Source organism: Tepidibacter sp. (genome assembly GCF_025210165.1).
GTDB lineage: Bacteria > Bacillota > Clostridia > Peptostreptococcales > Peptostreptococcaceae > Tepidibacter_A.
Genome location: NZ_JAOASI010000046.1, coordinates 96,145 through 112,805 on the forward strand (window position 1 = coordinate 96,145; position 16,661 = coordinate 112,805).

Here is a 16,661-nt window from a genome sequence, read left to right on the forward strand (position 1 = left end):
TTTGTATGAATTAAATTATATTGAATGAAAATAGAAAATCAAGTAATAAAAACTAGAAAAATCACAAAATATTACAAAAAAATTTATTATATGGTATAATTCATATTAAAGTATACATATTTGAAATGGTGGTAAAATGGAACATGTAAGTTGGATAACTATATTTTTAGCAAGTATACCAGAATCATTTTTTATATTATTAATAGCTATAACATCCATAGGATGTAAAGTTGACTTTAAAAAAATATTTGTAATGTCGATTATAGAAGGTATATTGTTTTATATTTATATGAATTATTTGTTATTACCTGTAGATATACATTCGTGGATAGTAACAATCATTTTAATATTACTAGTATATTTTTTCTTTAAAATAGATATGCAGAGTTCTTTTATATCTATAACTTTTTCTATGATATTATCTTTCTTAATTCAATATCTAAATTTAATTTGTATATATGTTTTTGGAATGAAATATAATACTTTATTAGAAAATGAAATAGTACGTATATTATTTTTTTATCCATCGCTAATTTTACTAGGAATAATAGCTTTTGTAATATATAAAAAAGATATAGTGTTTTACAAATTTTATATGAAGAAAGAAAATAAAGATTATGTTATAGATAATAAAACTATATCTACTATGTTTTTAATATTAAATTTTATAATGATAGTAGTATTTGATATGTATGTGAAAGTTTTTGAGAATGATATCTTTAGTTTAAAAGAAAAAATAAATTTGATAATAGTAGCTTGCTTGTTTTTATTATTATTTTTCGTATTGATGATAATGTTTAGATTTGTAGATAGAAATATAAAAAATAAGTATGAAACTATTTTAATAGAAAAAAGTCTAGAAGATATGAAAAAAAATATAAATATTTTAAAAAAACAAAGACATGACTATTTAAGACATATGCAGATTATATCGTCTTTGTTGGATGATAATAAGTTTGATAGTGCTAAAGAGTATATAGATAATCTAACAGATTATATAAATAGTGAAGCTAAATATATAGATACTGGAAATACATTTTTAAATGCTGTTATAAGTCTTAAAGAGGAACAATCAAAGCATAGGCAGATAGAATTTAAAACTAATGTAAAGAGCAAAATAGTAGGATTGAAAATACCTAATTTTGAAATTTGCAATATAGTATCTAATATAGTAGATAATGCACTTGATTCACTTGATGAAATTGAACAAAATAATAAATATGTAGAATTAATTATTTATGGAGATGAACTTTGCTATATATTTAAGATAAGAAATAATGGGAATAAAATAGAATTTACAGATAGGATATTTGAAGAAGGATTTAGCACTAAAAAAGGTAAAGATAGAGGTTTTGGACTTTATATAGTAAAACAAACTCTTGAAAAATATAAATCGAGTATATTTGTAGACAGCAATAAAGAAGTAACTGAATTTAGTATTGTGATCCCTAAGTATTGATGGAGTGATAAACTATGGTTGGAATTATATCTAATAAGATATCATTGTATTTTCAAAATCAATTAAGTCTTGATGAAGAGGATAGAGAAGTAATAGAATATGGCTCATTTGTAGTTATAGGTGGTTGCTTTAAAATTATTATGTTAATAACTTTAGGGTTATTATTTGGAGTTTTAAAGTATGCACTTATAATATCTACTACATTTGCTTTATTTAGAACATTTTCAGGAGGAGTACATGCTAATACATATAAGGGGTGTATGATTCTCACAATGAGTTTATTTATAGGATTATCTATAATTGTGAGATTATTTGAAAATAATATTAATTATAGGATGTTTATATTATTTATTGTTTTGACAATAGTATATAGTGTTTATTCTATCTTTAGATTTGTACCTAAAGATACACCTAATAGAATTATAAGTGATGAAGAAGAAAAGAAAAAATTTAAAAAAATAACTTCTTATGTATTTATATTATATACATTCTCTATGTTTGCATTGTTATATTATAAAATACAATATACTTTTATTTTAGCTGGTTTTATAGGAATTTTTATGCAAATGTTACTATTGCATCCTATAGCTTATAGGGTTGTTAATAAATTTGATAATATTTTAAAAGGGAGGATTTCAAAATGAAAAACTTAAAGAAAATGGCATTAGTTTCAGCAAGAAAATGTTTAGACAAGGTAGCTCAAAATACATGTAATGCAGCAAGTAGTAGAGCTTTATACCAACCAAAAACACCAAAAAAATTACAAAAATAATATAAAGCCTGTACATTTTATGTGTACAGGCTTTATATTATAAGATGTGAAATGGAGATGTTAAAATGGGTATAAATGTACTTATATGTGATGATGATAAAATAGTAAGAAATCATATTGTAAAAGTTGCAAGTAAAATTAAGGATATAGAGTTTATAAAAACAGCAGAAAATGGGTTGGAAGCTGTTCAAAGGATTAAAAAAGGTAAATTTGATATTCTTATAATGGATGTAGATATGCCTCAGAAAAATGGTATAGATGCAGCTAAAGATATATTTAAGATAAATCCAGATGTATATATAATATTTGTTACAGGCTTTAGAGAATATGCACTAGATGCATTTGATGTCTATTCTTTTGACTATATACTTAAACCATTCAATGAAAAAAGGCTTGTATCAACTTTAGAAAAGGCTATGAAAGAAATTAACTTAAAAAAGCATGCCAAAGAAAATTCTAATAATGAAGAAAAGTTTATATTTAAAAAGGATAGAAAGAGGTATATAGTCAATTTGAATGATATATATATGTTTGAAAAAAATGCTAGAGTAACAAGAATATATACTTCAGAAATACAAGAGGATTTTTATGAATCTTTTTATGATATAGAAGAAAGATTATCTTCTAATTTTTTTAGATCGCATAAATCATTTATTGTAAACATAGATAAAGTAAGTGAAATAGTGCCATATAATAAAACATCATTTGAAGTTTCATTTAAAGAAAGTGAATTGAAAGCATTGTTGAGTAAAAAAAATGAAATAAAGTTTTTGAATGAATTATATTTACATAAAAAGAAAGTTATATAAATAGGCTATGTCGAAATAGAAATTAATTTATATTTCGACATAGCCTATTTTATGATTAAGGAAACTATATTATTTTTGAACAACGGAGCCTGTAAGGAGCGTTGGCTAGTAAACGATTTTTTTATACTTAAAAGAATTATATGATATTAAAAAAACAAAATATTTAAAAAATTACTTAAAAAGGCATTTTGATAATGCTTCTATATATTTTTTATAGCATAAAATGCAATTTACATAACTATACCAAAATTTGTAAAAATATAATTAGTATTGTAGGATATATATAAATAAAATATAAGGAGGTTAGTAGGTTAAACTGTGGTTATTGCATAAATTTTATTAAAAATTTGAAATGGAGGTATTTATAATGAAAAAGAAAATAACTTCAATTGCGTTATCGACAGTTATGACTGGATCTATGCTATTTACACCAGTAGCTAGTGCACAAGATGTTACTCCTAATAAGATAGTAGCAAATGAAAATGCTCAGGTACAATCTGTAGAAGAAAATTTAACTGATGAAGTTAAAGAGGGTGTTAAAATAATAAAAGAGGAAACTGAGGAAGAAGATGTAGAAAAAGAAGAAGTAAAGAAAGAGGAAGTTAAGGCAGAAGAAGTAGAAAAAGAAGAAGTGAAGAAAGAGGAAGCTAAGGCAGAAGAGGTAGAAAAAGAAGAAGTGAAGAAAGAGGAAGCTAAGGAAGAAGAAGTAGAAAAAGAGGAAGTAAAGAAAGAAGTTAAATTAGAAGAAAAAAGTGGATTAGAGTTTATTGAGGTTAAAAACTCTAGCAAAAAATCTACAAACATGGATGGTGTTATAGAGTTTTTTGAAGAGAATAAAGACACTTTTAAAATAGATAATCCTAGAGATGAATTTGATATGATAAGTAAAAATACTGATAAATTAGGAAATACTCATATTAAACTGCAACAGTTATATAAAGGAAATCCACTGTATGGAAAAGAATACATAGTACATTTTGATGATGAAGGTTTTATATATGCTATTAATGGAAAAATAGATAATGAAATATACAATAAAGTTTCAAGAAGATCAAGAAGATCTTTGGAAATAGATCAAAATATGGCTATAGACGCTGCTAAATCAGAAGTAGGAGCAGAGGAATTAATTAATGAACCAGAAGTTAATAAGTATCTATATGATTTAGAAGGAAGATATATTCCTGTTTATGAAGTGAGATTAATAGTTGCAGAACCAGAAGTCGCAGATTGGAAGATTCTTGTTGATAGAAGTACAGGAGATATTATAGAAAAAAGCAATAGATTGGCTACAGCGGCTGTAAAGGGATCTGGAATAGGAGTATTAGGAGATGAGAAGGAGATAAATCTTAACTACAATAATGGTAATTATGAAATGAAGGATGCTGTAACCTCAAGAACAAATATAATAACTTATGATGCGTCAAATATACCTACTAAATGGGGTGATCGCTGGGCAATGATGTTCTTACCTGGAGATTTGATGATAGATAAAGATGATAAATTTGATGCAGAAGAGCAAAAGGCAGCAGTAGATGCACATAAATACGCAAACTATGTATATAATTATTATAAAGATAATTTTGATAGAAATAGCATAGATGATAAAGGGATGGATATAAAATCATCAGTTCATTTTAAAAAGAATTATTCAAATGCAGCTTGGATTGGGACTCAAATGATTTATGGAGACGGAGATGGGCAAATATCAGGACCTTTATCTGGGGCATTAGATGTAGTAGGCCATGAGATAACTCACGGTGTTACAGAACATACTGCAAATCTTGAGTATAAGGATCAATCAGGAGCTTTAAATGAATCAATTTCAGATGTATTTGGTGCTTTGATAGAGTTTGAATATCAGCCAGATAAAGCAGATTATTTGTTAGGAGAAGATATATGGACTCCAAATGAGCCAAATGATGCATTGAGAGATATGAAAAATCCAGGAAGCAATAAAGCGTATAGAGCACAACCTGCTCATATGAATGATTATGTAGATACAACACAAGATCATGGCGGGGTTCACACTAACTCAGGTATACCTAATAAGGCAGCATACAATGTTATGAAAAGTGTTGGACACTATAAAACCGGTCAAATATATTATCATGCACTTACTAATTACTTAGTAAAAACATCTAATTTCCATGATGCAAGACTTGCATTAGTGCAATCTGCAAAAGACTTATATGGAAAAAATAGTAGCGAAACAAGAGCTGTAAAAGATGCATTTGATTCTGTAGGAATATATTAATATAGCAAAAAGAGTCTGTACATTATGTATAGACTCTTTTTACTATATCCTTTAGCTCATCATGAGTTAAAGTTTCGTTTTCATAAAGGTGACTAGATACTAGGTGAAGCTCTTCTATATGTTTTTTTAATACACTTAGAGTTTCCTCATAACATTCGTTAATTATGGAATTTGATTCATTTTGAATTTTATTTATCATTAGGTTCTTGTGATTTCCTTCTATTGTAATAGCACCTAATGAACTCATTCCATATTCACAAATCATTTGGTCTGTAATAGAACTTACTTTCTTTAAGTCATCTTTAGCACCTGTAGATGTATGGTCAAATATTAATTCTTCAGAAGCTTTTCCAGCAAGGAGAATTTTTATTTTATTTAGAAGTTCTTCTTTTGTGTGTATAAATCTATCTTCATCTGGAAGTTGAAGCACATAACCTAAAGCTTGCCCTCTAGGAACTATGGATATCTTTTGAATAGGATTTATTCCAAGCAGGTTACTTACAAGAGCATGGCCAGCTTCGTGATAAGATACGATTTTCTTTTCTCTTTCTATTAGTTTACTATTCTTACTTTCAAGTCCAGCAAGAATTCTTTCTATTGCATTATCAAAATGTTGTCTATTTATAGTGGATTTATTTTCTCGTACAGCCATTATAGCAGCTTCGTTTGCTATATTGGATAAATGAGCACCACTAAGTCCATGAGTTTTCTTTGCCAATGCATCAAGATTTACTGATTCATCTAAAGGTTTGTTTTTTGTATGAACTTTTAAAATTTCATGTCTTGTATGGTGATTTGGGTTTCCGATATATATGTGTCTGTCAAATCTTCCAGGTCGCAGTAAGGCTTCGTCTAATAGATCTAATCTATTTGTTGCGCCTATAATTATAACGTTTGAGTCCTTATTGAATCCATCCATTTCAACAAGGAGTTGGTTTAAGGTTTGGTCTTTTTCGTTATTGCTCTCTAGATGTCTTTTTGCTCCAATAGCATCTATTTCATCTATGAATATTATGCTTGGAGCTTCCTTTCGAGCTTTTTCAAATAGAGTTCTTACTCTTTTAGCACCAACACCTACATATTTCTCTACGAATTCTGAGCCTGTTGTATTAAAAAAGGCTGAATTAGTCTCACCTGCAACAGATGCAGCAAGTAATGTCTTTCCTGTTCCAGGAGGACCATTAAATAAAACCCCTTTTGGGATAGTAGCACCCATTTTCTTATATTTGTCAGGGTTTTTTATAAAATCTACTAATTCAAATAACTCTTCTTTTACCTCGTCAAGACCAGCAACATCTCTAAAGGTAGTTTTAGGCTTTGAAAAACTCCCGTCGTCTTTGCCCGAATCTTTCTCAACCTTACTGTGATTAAAAGCAAATACGGGCATATTAAATTTTTTAAATATTTCCTTAATCATACTCATAATATGCAACACCTCTAAATGTTAGGTTATTTTATAATTATCTTTAGTTTCTCCTAAAAGTGTAAGATTATTATTTGTTAATTTTACCATTGAAATTTATTGCGAGAACTAAATTATACTTATAATATATTATTGATATTTAAATTCAATAGTATACAATTAATTTTTAAAAAAAATATTGACACATTAAATTAAAGATGATAATATAGTTGATGTTAAATAAAGTAGAAGTTATCCACTTCTCACCTTGCTCTAATCAAAGTTGTAGGGTTAATAACTAGATTTTAAATCTTGGTTATGTTGAGTATATACGGATAGCTTATGCTATCCGTTTTTTTTATTTATAAATTAAGATAATGTAGATAAAGTTTATTTGATATAAATTTTATTATTTTAATATTATTTGGAGGTGTCTAACTATTAAAGAGCTACCAATTAATGAAGAGATAAGAGATAGGGAAGTAAGACTTCTATCTCCAACAGGTGAGCAGTTAGGAATTGTTTCAGCTAGAGAAGCTCAAATAAGAGCTAATGAAGAAAATTTGGATTTGGTTAAAATATCACCAAATGCAAAACCGCCAGTGTGCAAAATCATGGATTATGGTAAGTTTAAATACGAACAGTCTAGAAAAGAAAAAGAATCAAAAAAGAAGCAGAAAACAGTAACTTTAAAAGAAATAAGGTTGAGACCATCAATAGAAGACAATGACTTGAATACTAAAGCTAAGCAAGCTATTAAGTTCTTATCAAAAGGTGATAAGGTTAAAGTGGAACTTAGATTTAGAGGTAGAGAGCTTGGCCACAAAGATGCAGGATTAGTGGTTGTTAACAAGTTCATAGATATTGTTAAAGAGGTTGGAACTCCAATAAATCGCCCTAAGTTTGAAGGGAATAGATTGGTTGTAACATTAGATCCTAATAAAAAATAATTACACTTTGAGAGGAGGAAATTAGCATGCCAAAAATGAAAACTCACAGAGGAGCAGCTAAGAGATTCAAAGCTACAGGAAAAGGTAAATTAAAGAGAGCTAAAGCTTACAAGAGTCATATATTAACTAAGAAGAGTGCTAAGACTAAGATGAACCTTAGAAAAGCAGGATTAGTAAGTGATGGAGATCAAAAGAGAATAGCAAGATTATTACCATACGTATAGGATGAGTATTTAAACAAAGGAGGTCGTGAAAAATGGCAAGAATAAAAAAAGCAGTTAACGCTCGTAAAAAACATAAAAAAATAATAAAGCTTGCAAAGGGATACAGAGGATCTAGAAGTAGATTATTTAGACCGGCTAATGCATTTGTAATGAAAGCATTAAAGCATGCTTATGTAGGAAGAAAGCTTAAGAAAAGAGATTTCAGAAAGCTTTGGATTCAAAGAATAAATGCAGGAACTAGAATGCATGGATTATCTTACTCTAAATTCATAAATGGATTAAAGTTAGCTAATATTAACATAAACAGAAAAATGTTAGCTGAAATGGCTATAAGTGATGCAGAAGGTTTCAAGCAATTAGTTGAAACAGCTAAGCAAAATTTAAAATAATAAATCAATTTAATTAAAAATAATCCTTAGATTTTATCTAAGGATTTTTTTATAGTGAATAGGAAATTATAATTTATGTTACGAATTCAAAAAAGTCTACCTTTAAATTATTTAAAGGTAGACTTTTTTATTATTTTAAACGTTTTATTGTATTAGAAATATTGTCAGATTCCATTATTGAAGACATTATTGCAACTCCACTTGAGCCAGATTCGTATATAGATTTTATATTGTTTTCGTTTATGCCACCTATAGATATTATAGGAATTTGAAGATTTTGTTTTAATTCTTTTATAAATTCTATACCTCGAGGTTTAAGTCCTTTTTTGCAATCTGTTTGGAATATATGTCCTGCTATTATATAATCAGCACCTAGATTTTGAGCTTTAATTGCTTCTTCTACACTATGTATAGAAACTCCTATTATACCATTAAATTTAGGGATCTTGTTTTGTATACAGTTGAATCCTATATGAAACCCATGACAATTTAAATCTTCAGCAACATCTAAATTACCATTAATTATAAGTGGAACATTCCTTTTATCTGTAATTATTTTTATTTTTTTAGCTATTTCATAAAGTGATCTATAATCTAAGTCTTTTTCTCTAAGTATTATACTATCAATTCCTGCATTTACAGATTCTTCAACCACTCTAAATATATTACCATCAGGTATTAATTTTCTATTGGTTACAAGATGTAACATTTTCATTATCATCCCTTAATATGTTTATATCTTTTCCATCTAGTATTTTATTCATATTTCTCATAGAACACATTTTTCCACACATTGTACAGCTATCTTCATGCTTTGGCATAGACTCTTTTCTAAATTTTCTAGCTTTATCTTCATCTATACAAAGTTCAAACATTTTTTCCCAATCAAGGTTTTTTCTAGCTTCACTCATCTTATAATCCCAATCTTTAGCTCCTTTAATACCTTTTGCTATGTCTGCTGAGTGAGCTGCAATTCTTGTGGCTATTATACCTTCCTTCATATCATCTAGAGTAGGTAGTCTTAAGTGTTCTGCTGGTGTTACATAACATAAAAAGTCAGCACCACAGCTTGCAGCTATAGCTCCACCTATAGCACTCGTTATATGATCATATCCAGGTGCTATATCAGTAACAATAGGACCTAGAACATAAAAAGGAGCACCGTGGCATAGTTTTTTCTGAAGAAGCATATTAGCTTTTATATCATTAATAGGCATATGACCAGGACCTTCAATTATAACCTGAACATTTCTTTCCCATGCTCTCTTTGTAAGTTCTCCTAAAATAATAAGCTCTTCGATTTGAGATGCATCAGTAGAATCATTGATAGAACCAGGACGACAAGCATCGCCAAGGCTTAAAGTAACATCATATTGTTCACAAATATCTAAAAGCTCATCATAATATTCATAAAATGGATTTTCACTATTGTTAAGCTCCATCCATGCAAATAATAAAGAACCTCCTCTTGAAACTATATTAGTTAGTCTCTTGTTCTTTTTGAAAGTATCACAAGTTACCTTAGTAAGACCAGCATGAATAGTTACAAAATCTACTCCGTCTTCTGCATGCTTTTTGACAACATCTAAAAATTCTTGAGCTGTTATATCCTTAAGCTCTCTATCATAAAAGCCAACAGCATCATACATTGGAACAGTTCCTATCATTGCAGGAGATATTTCAACAACCTTTTTCCTAAATTCTTCTGTTTTACCAAAAGAACTAAGGTCCATTATAGCCTCGGCTTTAAGATCTATTGCTTTTTTTACTTTTTCTATTTCTGGCTCTATGTCCGGACAGTCCTTTGATATACCTAAGTTTACATTTATTTTAGTTCTAAGACCTTCTCCTACGCCTTCTGGATCTAAAGATTTATGATTTTTATTAGCAGGAATAGCAACTTTACCATTAGCAACTAATTCTCTAAGTAAATTAACATCCATATTTTCCTTTTTAGCAACTGTCTCCATTTGAGTAGTTATAATTCCTTTTTTTGCAGCATCCATTTGAGTAGTATAATTCATATTAAAAACCCTCCCTTTATAAGTGAACCCAATCTTTAAATATGGGTTGATAACCTTTTTCTTCAAGTGATATTGCAATTTCTGAAACACTTCTTATATCTGATATTTCAAACTGACTAGAACTTGTGTTAGACTGAGAATGTCCCCCAACTTCAGTGCAAACCCCTGCTGACATTTTAGTAACTCCAAGAGGAATAAGGTTTTCTCTAAAGTCTGCACTTTCTCTAGTTGAAATATTTATGCCAGCATAAGGCATGAATAACTTAAGAGCTAACATTATTTGAACTAAATTTTTATCATTTACATTATGTATATCTATAGGACTTCCTATATAAGGTCTTATTCTAGGAAGTGAAAAACTAATTTCTACATCTAAGTATTTACTCTGAAGATAATATCCGTGAAGACCTGACATAAAAGCTTCAATTCTAAAATCAAAAAGACCAAGAAGAGCACCTATATTTACAGATCTCATTTTAGATCTACATCCTCGCTCTGGTGCATCGAGTCTGAATTTATAATTTTTCTTAGGACCTAATATATGAACCTTGTCGTAAATATCTTCATTATATACTTCTTGATATATAGTAAGAGAATCGACCCCAGCAGATACAAGGTCTTTATATTCATCTTCTTCAAGAGGATAAATCTCAATACATATAGAATCGAAGTATTTTTTCAGTACCTTAACACAATCCTTTATATATGAAACAGGTGTTTTTGATTTAGATTCTCCTGTTAAAATCAATATGTGCTTAAGACCAGTTTTTGATATATTTTTAGCTTCTATTTCAACCTCTTCAAGTGTTAATTTTTTTCTATCTATTTTATTTTCTACATTAAAGCTACAATAGGAGCATTTATTAGCACAATAATTAGCTAGATACATAGGAGTATATAAAATTATAGATTTTCCGAAATGCTGTAGTGATAATTTATTTGATTTAACAGCCATTTCTTCTAGATATTTTTCAGCAGTAGGTGATAATAGCTTTAAAAAATCAAATTCATCAAGCTTGTCCTTATTTATTGTGTTTAATATATCTTCATCAGTTATATTTTTAAAGAAAGTATTAAAATCAAAGTTTTTGTATTTTAAATATTCATCATAAAAGCTCATTACTTTTCATCCCCTTGCAAAAATCCAGTAAGAGGAGAAGAGGCACTAGCAAATTTTTTAACTGATCCTAGTTTTGCAAGGTATGCTTTTCTTCCTGCTATTACAGCACTGCGAAAAGCATCTCCCATCATAATGGGATCATTTGATGATGCTATAGCAGTATTTACAAGAACTGCATCTGCACCCATTTCCATTGCTTGAGCTGCTTGAGAAGGCTTTCCTATACCTGCATCAACAACGATAGGTATATCAATCTCATCTATTAAAATTTGTATCATTTCCTCAGTTCTAATTCCTCTATTAGTTCCTATAGGAGAACCAAGTGGCATTATAGCACTGGCTCCAGCATCAACCATTCTCTTAGCATCCATTAAATCTGGATTCATATAAGGAAGAACGATAAAGCCTTCTTTTGCTAGTATATCTATAGCCTTAATTGTTTCGTAATTATCTGGAAGTAAATACTTATTATCAGAAATAGCTTCTATTTTAATCCAATTTCCACAGCCAGCAGCTTTTGCAAGCCTTGCTATTCTAACTGCTTCTTCAGCATTTCTGGCACCAGAAGTATTAGGTAATAAGATACAGCTTTTATCTATGTAATTTAATATATTTTCTTTTGGAGCGTCTAAATTAACTCTTCTTAAAGCCATAGTAACAACTTGAGATTTAGAAGAATCTATAACCTTAGGTAATATATCGTTTGAAGAATATTTGCCTGTTCCTATAAATAGTCTACTATCTAACTCCGTTGTGCCTATTTTTAATTTGTCCATAATAAACCTCCTTAAGTTTCTTGTTCACCCAGAATAAGTCTTAAAACCATATTAGCTTGATGATTTGCAGCAATTCCAACTCTTGGAGCCATAAGTCCACATCCTGGTTTTGATTCTGACTTATTATCACCAACAATATATAGATTGTCTCTTATTTTTTGAGTGATAATAGAATTTGATGAAAAATATCCTGCTAACCCAGAAGCTGCTACTATCTTTTTATCTGGCATATGGGAAAGAACTGTATTCACTAAAATTGCTTTTGATTTAGGATTATCAAATGCTTCAACTATGATTTGGGCATCTTTAAATAAATCCTTTATATTACTTTCATCTATAAATATATTTTCTGCATAAATATCTACAAATGGATTACACTGATGAATTATATCTTTTATTGCGTCTGTTTTATTCATTCCTATGTGCTTTACAAAATAATGTTGCCTATTTAGATTACTAGGTTCTACTACATCAAAATCGAATAAAAATAGTTTTCCAATACCTATTCTAGCTAGAGATACAGCTATATTTGATCCAAGACCACCAAGACCTGCTATTACTACTTTTGATTTTTTAATTTTTTCATGAACATTAGGTGTATGTCTTGATACTAAAAGGTGTTCTAGTTCTTCCTTGGATGGTTGTTCTCCTTTTTTTATAAGTGTTATATTGTCTAATTCATTAAGTTTAATATCTTTATTTACCATGAATCCATTTAGTATAATTACATCTGCATATTTTTTTAAAGAATTTTTTACTTCATAAGCTGTTGTATTTGGGTCTATATTGTATTTTTTCTGATTCACATATATTTTCAATATTAACCACCTCCAACAAAATTGATTATTTCAACTTTATCATCATTATGAAGATTTGTGCTTTCGTAGTGTTCTTTAGGTATTATATTTAAATTTAATTCAACAACAATGGTTTGTGAATTTAGATTTAGACTGGATATAAGGTCTTTAACTGTCATATCTTGATTGAAGGACATTTTTTCTCCATTAACAATCATATCTGTACCTCCTTTCACCAAAAATAAAAAAAGGTGCAAAACCCAGAAAAAAGGATTTGCACCTATATATTTACATACAAAAATATATACATTTACACTTCCCTACGCTGGCATTATCCAGATCAGGTTAAGGGTCAAAGACTTATGGGTCTTAATCTCAGCTGGCCTACCAGCACCCCTAGCAAAACTATTTAATTTAGGTTCATAATAACACATTAATGAATATTGTTCAACAATATAATTGAGAAAGTTTAGAATTCATAGTGGAAGTATAAAATTTCTATATAAGGGAAAAATAATATAAAAAAGCAGGTTAAAGGAGGGGTTGTATGAGAATTCCAAAGCATATAGGGGTAATCCCTGATGGAAACAGAAGATGGGCTAGTAACAATGGAATGACTAAAGAAATGGGATATGATAAAGGGCTAGATCCTGGGATTGAACTATTTAGAACGTGTAAAAAAATGGGAGTAGAAGAAATAACATACTATGGGTTCACAGTGGACAATACAAAAAGACCGTCTATTCAAACTAAAGCATTTACAAAAGCTTGTGTAGATGCTGTAAAGATGCTTGAAAATGAAGATGCTTCTTTGCTAGTTGTAGGAAATCATAAATCACCAATGTTTCCAGAGGAGTTAAAAGAATATACGACAAGAAAAAATTTTGGAAAGGCAGATATGAAGGTTAATTTTTTAGTTAATTATGGATGGAACTGGGATCTTGGAAATTTAAAATTTGATGAAACTACTACGAATAGGAATAAAATAATAGAAAATATAAATTCAAAAGATATATCAAGACTTGACCTTATAATAAGATGGGGTGGTAGAAGAAGACTTAGTGGATTCTTACCAGTTCAATCAATATATGCAGATTTTTATATAGTTGATGATTATTGGCCTGATTTTAAAGAAGAACATATACATGAAGCTCTAAATTGGTATGAAACTCAAGATGTAACTCTTGGAGGTTAAAGAAGTGGTGTACGATTAAATGTACACCACTTTTGTTTTTAAAAAGCTAGAATTTAAAATAAAATCAGAATATAACGAAAACTTGAAAAATTCCAAATAACTTATACTGTGTGTATTTGCATGTATTTTTTTGATATAATATGTAAGGGTTTTAAAATTTTATAAAATTAGGACAATACAATCCACGGAGGTATTATAAATGAGCTTTAAATTACCAAAATACATAGAACCGAATTTTGAACAAGAATTTTTAACGAATGCACCAAATGTTACAACTATAGAAGTTCTTAAAGATGGTGTTGCACCAGATAATTATCATGGGACTACAATATACCCTGAATATTTAAAAATAGATGGGAAATGGATTTTAGCTAAAGAAAGTAGAATGGACTGTGTAATGACTGTAACTGAAGATAATGATGTTGCAGTAAAAGAGTTTAGAAACCTACACGCTGGAGATAAGGTTATAGTTGGAAGAACTGAAGATGCTAGTGAAGGAATTTACGTATATACTGGCGGTTTTAATTCAGAAGAAGAAGAGGAAGAGACTTTTGCATTTAGAGCTGGAAGATCTAGAGAAACTGCATATTCTAAGGATTATGATGATTTATATGATGCTTTAAAATATGAAAAAGAAAATGGATACATAGTTTGGGTATTAGGACCAGCTGCAGTATTTGATAAAGATTCAAGAGAGGCTATGCAAGCTTTAATAGAGAATGGATATGCTCACGCATTATTAGGTGGAAATGCAGTAGCTACACATGATTTAGAAGCTGCGACTATAGGAACTGCTTTAGGACAAGATATATATACTCAGAAATCTATGAAGGATGGACACTACAACCACTTAGATTTATTAAATAAAGCTAGAAGAGCAGGATCTATAGAAAAGCTAATAGAAGAAGAAAATATAGATAATGGACTTATATACGCTTGTGTTAAAAATAATGTACCTATAGTACTTGGAGGGTCTATAAGAGATGATGGACCTCTTCCTATAGTTATAAGTGATGTTTATCAAGCTCAAAATGAGATGAGAAAACATACTAGAAAAGCTACGACTGTTATATGTCTTGCAACTCAACTTCACTCAATAGCAACAGGAAATATGACGCCATCTTATACAGTTGTAAATGGAGAAGTAAGACCTGTATACATATATAGTGTTGATGTTTCTGAATTTGCAGTTAACAAGCTAAGAGATAGAGGTACTTTAGAGGTTAGTACTATAGTTACTAATGTTCAAGATTTCTTAGTTAATTTAAAAAACAATTTAACTGAATAGATATATCAAAAACCGATAATTTTTCAACTATCGGTTTTTCTATTATCACAGGGTTCAATGTGTATTATTACTTCTTTAACTCCATTAAATTCCAGTATAATCATATCTTCTATATAATGAGATAGAAGATGGGTACTTTCAAGAGTGAGGAATTTATCTACACCTATAGTAAGGTCTACTCTTATTCGGTTTTCTTTTCCGTGCGTTCGTATATTATTGCAATATAGAACCTTATCAATTTTTATAACAAAGTCATGTATGTGATTAGCATCAATCATAGCACCATCACACAGTACTTTTATTGCAGGAATTAATATTTCAAAAGATGCCTTTATTATAAGCATAGATATTATGAAAGAAATTATTATATCTAGTATTATAAATCCCATTTTTATAGTAAATAAACTCACTAAAACTGATATAGATACATATATATCACTTTGTGTATGAACAGAATCAGAGATTAATATTTCACTTTTAAGTTCTTTTCCTTTTTTTGATTCATAGACTGAAACAAAAAAATTAATTATTAATGTAAGTATCATTATTATGAAATTATATATATTAATATTAGGTAGAGTTGGATTTAATAATTTATTATACGAATTTGTTATTATTTTAAGCGACATTGAAAATAATAACAAAGATATAAAAATAGATGCTAGAGTTTCAAATTTTTCATGACCATAGGGATGAGTATCATCGGGTGGTTTAGAAGAAATATATATAGCGAGTATTCCTATGACATTAGATAAGCTATCCCCCAAGGAATGAATACCATCTGCAATCATACTCGATACATTAGTGTAATAGCCGTAAAAAACTTTAGAAAAAGCTACGATTAGATTTAGTATTAATATGAATATCAATGTTTTTTTTACATTATTATAGTAATTATCATAAGACAAATTAATCACCCCTTTAATAAAGTATTATAAAAATGCATTATATTGATTGAAAATAGTCAATTAATATAATAAAATAATAGGTATTGTATTAGGATACAGAGAAGAACTTGATATTTTATGAATTAAGCTTAAATTTATATTGAACTTTATTAAATTAAAGTAAATAATATAAATAATGTATAGTTTGTCGATATGTATTAAAAATAAGATTGACTATTAGAATTAATAGTATATAATCTACAGTGTTTGTATTAATTATGAAATTATTACAGTATATTCTTATTACATAAAGAG

General features: G+C 28.8%; 18 protein-coding genes, 1 riboswitch and 1 other annotated feature. Of the genes, 10 read left to right on the plus strand and 8 right to left on the minus strand.

Annotated elements, in window-relative coordinates; genetic code table 11:
* The first annotated feature begins 136 nt into the window (after window positions 1-136).
* The 5 genes from N4A48_RS08470 to N4A48_RS08490 all read left to right on the plus strand — a co-directional run bounded on the left by N4A48_RS08470 (window position 137) and on the right by N4A48_RS08490 (window position 5,294).
* Window positions 137-1,459: a sensor histidine kinase gene (locus N4A48_RS08470; RefSeq protein ID WP_293665454.1), complete on the plus strand. Its 1,323-nt coding sequence runs from the start codon at window positions 137-139 to the stop codon at window positions 1,457-1,459.
* A gap of 14 nt (window positions 1,460-1,473) precedes the next feature.
* Window positions 1,474-2,103 carry an accessory gene regulator ArgB-like protein gene (locus N4A48_RS08475; RefSeq protein WP_293665455.1) on the plus strand — a complete coding sequence of 210 codons (630 nt, stop codon included), beginning with the start codon at window positions 1,474-1,476 and terminating at the stop codon, window positions 2,101-2,103.
* The gene (locus N4A48_RS08480; RefSeq protein ID WP_293665457.1) at window positions 2,100-2,231 is read left to right on the plus strand and encodes a cyclic lactone autoinducer peptide; all 132 of its coding nucleotides are present in this window, start codon (window positions 2,100-2,102) and stop codon (window positions 2,229-2,231) included. The genes N4A48_RS08475 and N4A48_RS08480 overlap by 4 nt, the downstream gene beginning before the upstream one ends.
* Before the next feature lie 65 nt (window positions 2,232-2,296).
* Window positions 2,297-3,040, plus strand: a complete 744-nt coding sequence (locus tag N4A48_RS08485) for a LytR/AlgR family response regulator transcription factor (RefSeq protein WP_293665458.1) — start codon at window positions 2,297-2,299, stop codon at window positions 3,038-3,040.
* A 367-nt stretch (window positions 3,041-3,407) separates the two neighbouring features.
* Complete coding sequence (locus N4A48_RS08490; protein WP_293665459.1) at window positions 3,408-5,294, plus strand: M4 family metallopeptidase; 1,887 nt, start codon at window positions 3,408-3,410, stop codon at window positions 5,292-5,294.
* Between the two features lie 22 nt (window positions 5,295-5,316).
* Here N4A48_RS08490 and N4A48_RS08495 read toward each other — a convergent pair whose 3' ends face one another.
* Window positions 5,317-6,711 (minus strand): ATP-dependent metallopeptidase FtsH/Yme1/Tma family protein, encoded by a 1,395-nt coding sequence (locus tag N4A48_RS08495; RefSeq protein WP_443081750.1) that lies wholly within the window; start codon window positions 6,709-6,711, stop codon window positions 5,317-5,319.
* A gap of 222 nt (window positions 6,712-6,933) precedes the next feature.
* Window positions 6,934-7,063, plus strand: a sequence feature (ribosomal protein L20 leader region).
* A gap of 88 nt (window positions 7,064-7,151) precedes the next feature.
* Between N4A48_RS08495 and infC the strand changes: the two genes are divergently transcribed.
* Genes infC through rplT form a run of 3 tightly spaced genes read left to right on the plus strand, consistent with a single transcriptional unit; the run spans window position 7,152 to window position 8,259 of the window.
* Window positions 7,152-7,646, plus strand: a complete 495-nt coding sequence (gene infC / locus N4A48_RS08500; RefSeq protein WP_330665086.1) for a translation initiation factor IF-3 — start codon at window positions 7,152-7,154, stop codon at window positions 7,644-7,646.
* Between the two features lie 26 nt (window positions 7,647-7,672).
* A complete protein-coding gene (gene rpmI / locus N4A48_RS08505; protein WP_248482670.1) occupies window positions 7,673-7,870 on the plus strand; it encodes a 50S ribosomal protein L35 in 198 nt (65 codons plus the stop codon).
* Between the two features lie 32 nt (window positions 7,871-7,902).
* On the plus strand, window positions 7,903-8,259 hold the full coding sequence (rplT, locus tag N4A48_RS08510) for a 50S ribosomal protein L20 (protein ID WP_293665462.1): 357 nt from the start codon (window positions 7,903-7,905) through the stop codon (window positions 8,257-8,259).
* Window positions 8,260-8,389: 130 nt separating this feature from the next.
* On the opposite strand, the gene thiE is transcribed toward rplT, so the two are convergent.
* The 6 genes from thiE to thiS are packed head-to-tail and all read right to left on the minus strand — an operon-like array spanning window position 8,390 to window position 13,194.
* Entirely contained in the window at window positions 8,390-8,974 is a 585-nt protein-coding gene (gene thiE / locus N4A48_RS08515; protein ID WP_293665463.1) for a thiamine phosphate synthase, read from the minus strand.
* Window positions 8,946-10,283, minus strand: a complete 1,338-nt coding sequence (gene thiC, locus N4A48_RS08520) for a phosphomethylpyrimidine synthase ThiC (RefSeq protein ID WP_293665464.1) — start codon at window positions 10,281-10,283, stop codon at window positions 8,946-8,948. The genes thiE and thiC overlap by 29 nt, the downstream gene beginning before the upstream one ends.
* Window positions 10,284-10,299: 16 nt before the next feature.
* A complete protein-coding gene (gene thiH / locus N4A48_RS08525) occupies window positions 10,300-11,403 on the minus strand; it encodes a 2-iminoacetate synthase ThiH (protein WP_293665465.1) in 1,104 nt (367 codons plus the stop codon).
* On the minus strand, window positions 11,403-12,179 hold the full coding sequence (locus N4A48_RS08530; RefSeq protein WP_330665082.1) for a thiazole synthase: 777 nt from the start codon (window positions 12,177-12,179) through the stop codon (window positions 11,403-11,405). Before N4A48_RS08530 ends, thiH begins: the two co-directional genes overlap by 1 nt.
* An 11-nt stretch (window positions 12,180-12,190) precedes the next feature.
* Complete coding sequence (gene thiF, locus N4A48_RS08535; RefSeq protein ID WP_293665466.1) at window positions 12,191-12,997, minus strand: sulfur carrier protein ThiS adenylyltransferase ThiF; 807 nt, start codon at window positions 12,995-12,997, stop codon at window positions 12,191-12,193.
* 2 nt (window positions 12,998-12,999) lie between these two features.
* Entirely contained in the window at window positions 13,000-13,194 is a 195-nt protein-coding gene (thiS, locus tag N4A48_RS08540; RefSeq protein WP_293665467.1) for a sulfur carrier protein ThiS, read from the minus strand.
* Window positions 13,195-13,276: 82 nt separating this feature from the next.
* A riboswitch (TPP riboswitch) is annotated at window positions 13,277-13,384 on the minus strand.
* 139 nt (window positions 13,385-13,523) lie between these two features.
* On the opposite strand from thiS, the gene uppS reads away from it, so the two are divergent.
* A complete protein-coding gene (gene uppS / locus N4A48_RS08545) occupies window positions 13,524-14,171 on the plus strand; it encodes a polyprenyl diphosphate synthase (RefSeq protein ID WP_293665468.1) in 648 nt (215 codons plus the stop codon).
* 199 nt (window positions 14,172-14,370) lie between these two features.
* Window positions 14,371-15,459, plus strand: a complete 1,089-nt coding sequence (locus tag N4A48_RS08550; RefSeq protein ID WP_293665470.1) for an ornithine cyclodeaminase family domain — start codon at window positions 14,371-14,373, stop codon at window positions 15,457-15,459.
* A 23-nt stretch (window positions 15,460-15,482) separates the two neighbouring features.
* Here the strand turns inward: N4A48_RS08550 and N4A48_RS08555 are convergent, their stop codons facing one another.
* Entirely contained in the window at window positions 15,483-16,367 is an 885-nt protein-coding gene (locus N4A48_RS08555) for a cation diffusion facilitator family transporter (RefSeq protein ID WP_293665471.1), read from the minus strand.
* Between the last annotated feature and the right edge of the window lie 294 nt (window positions 16,368-16,661).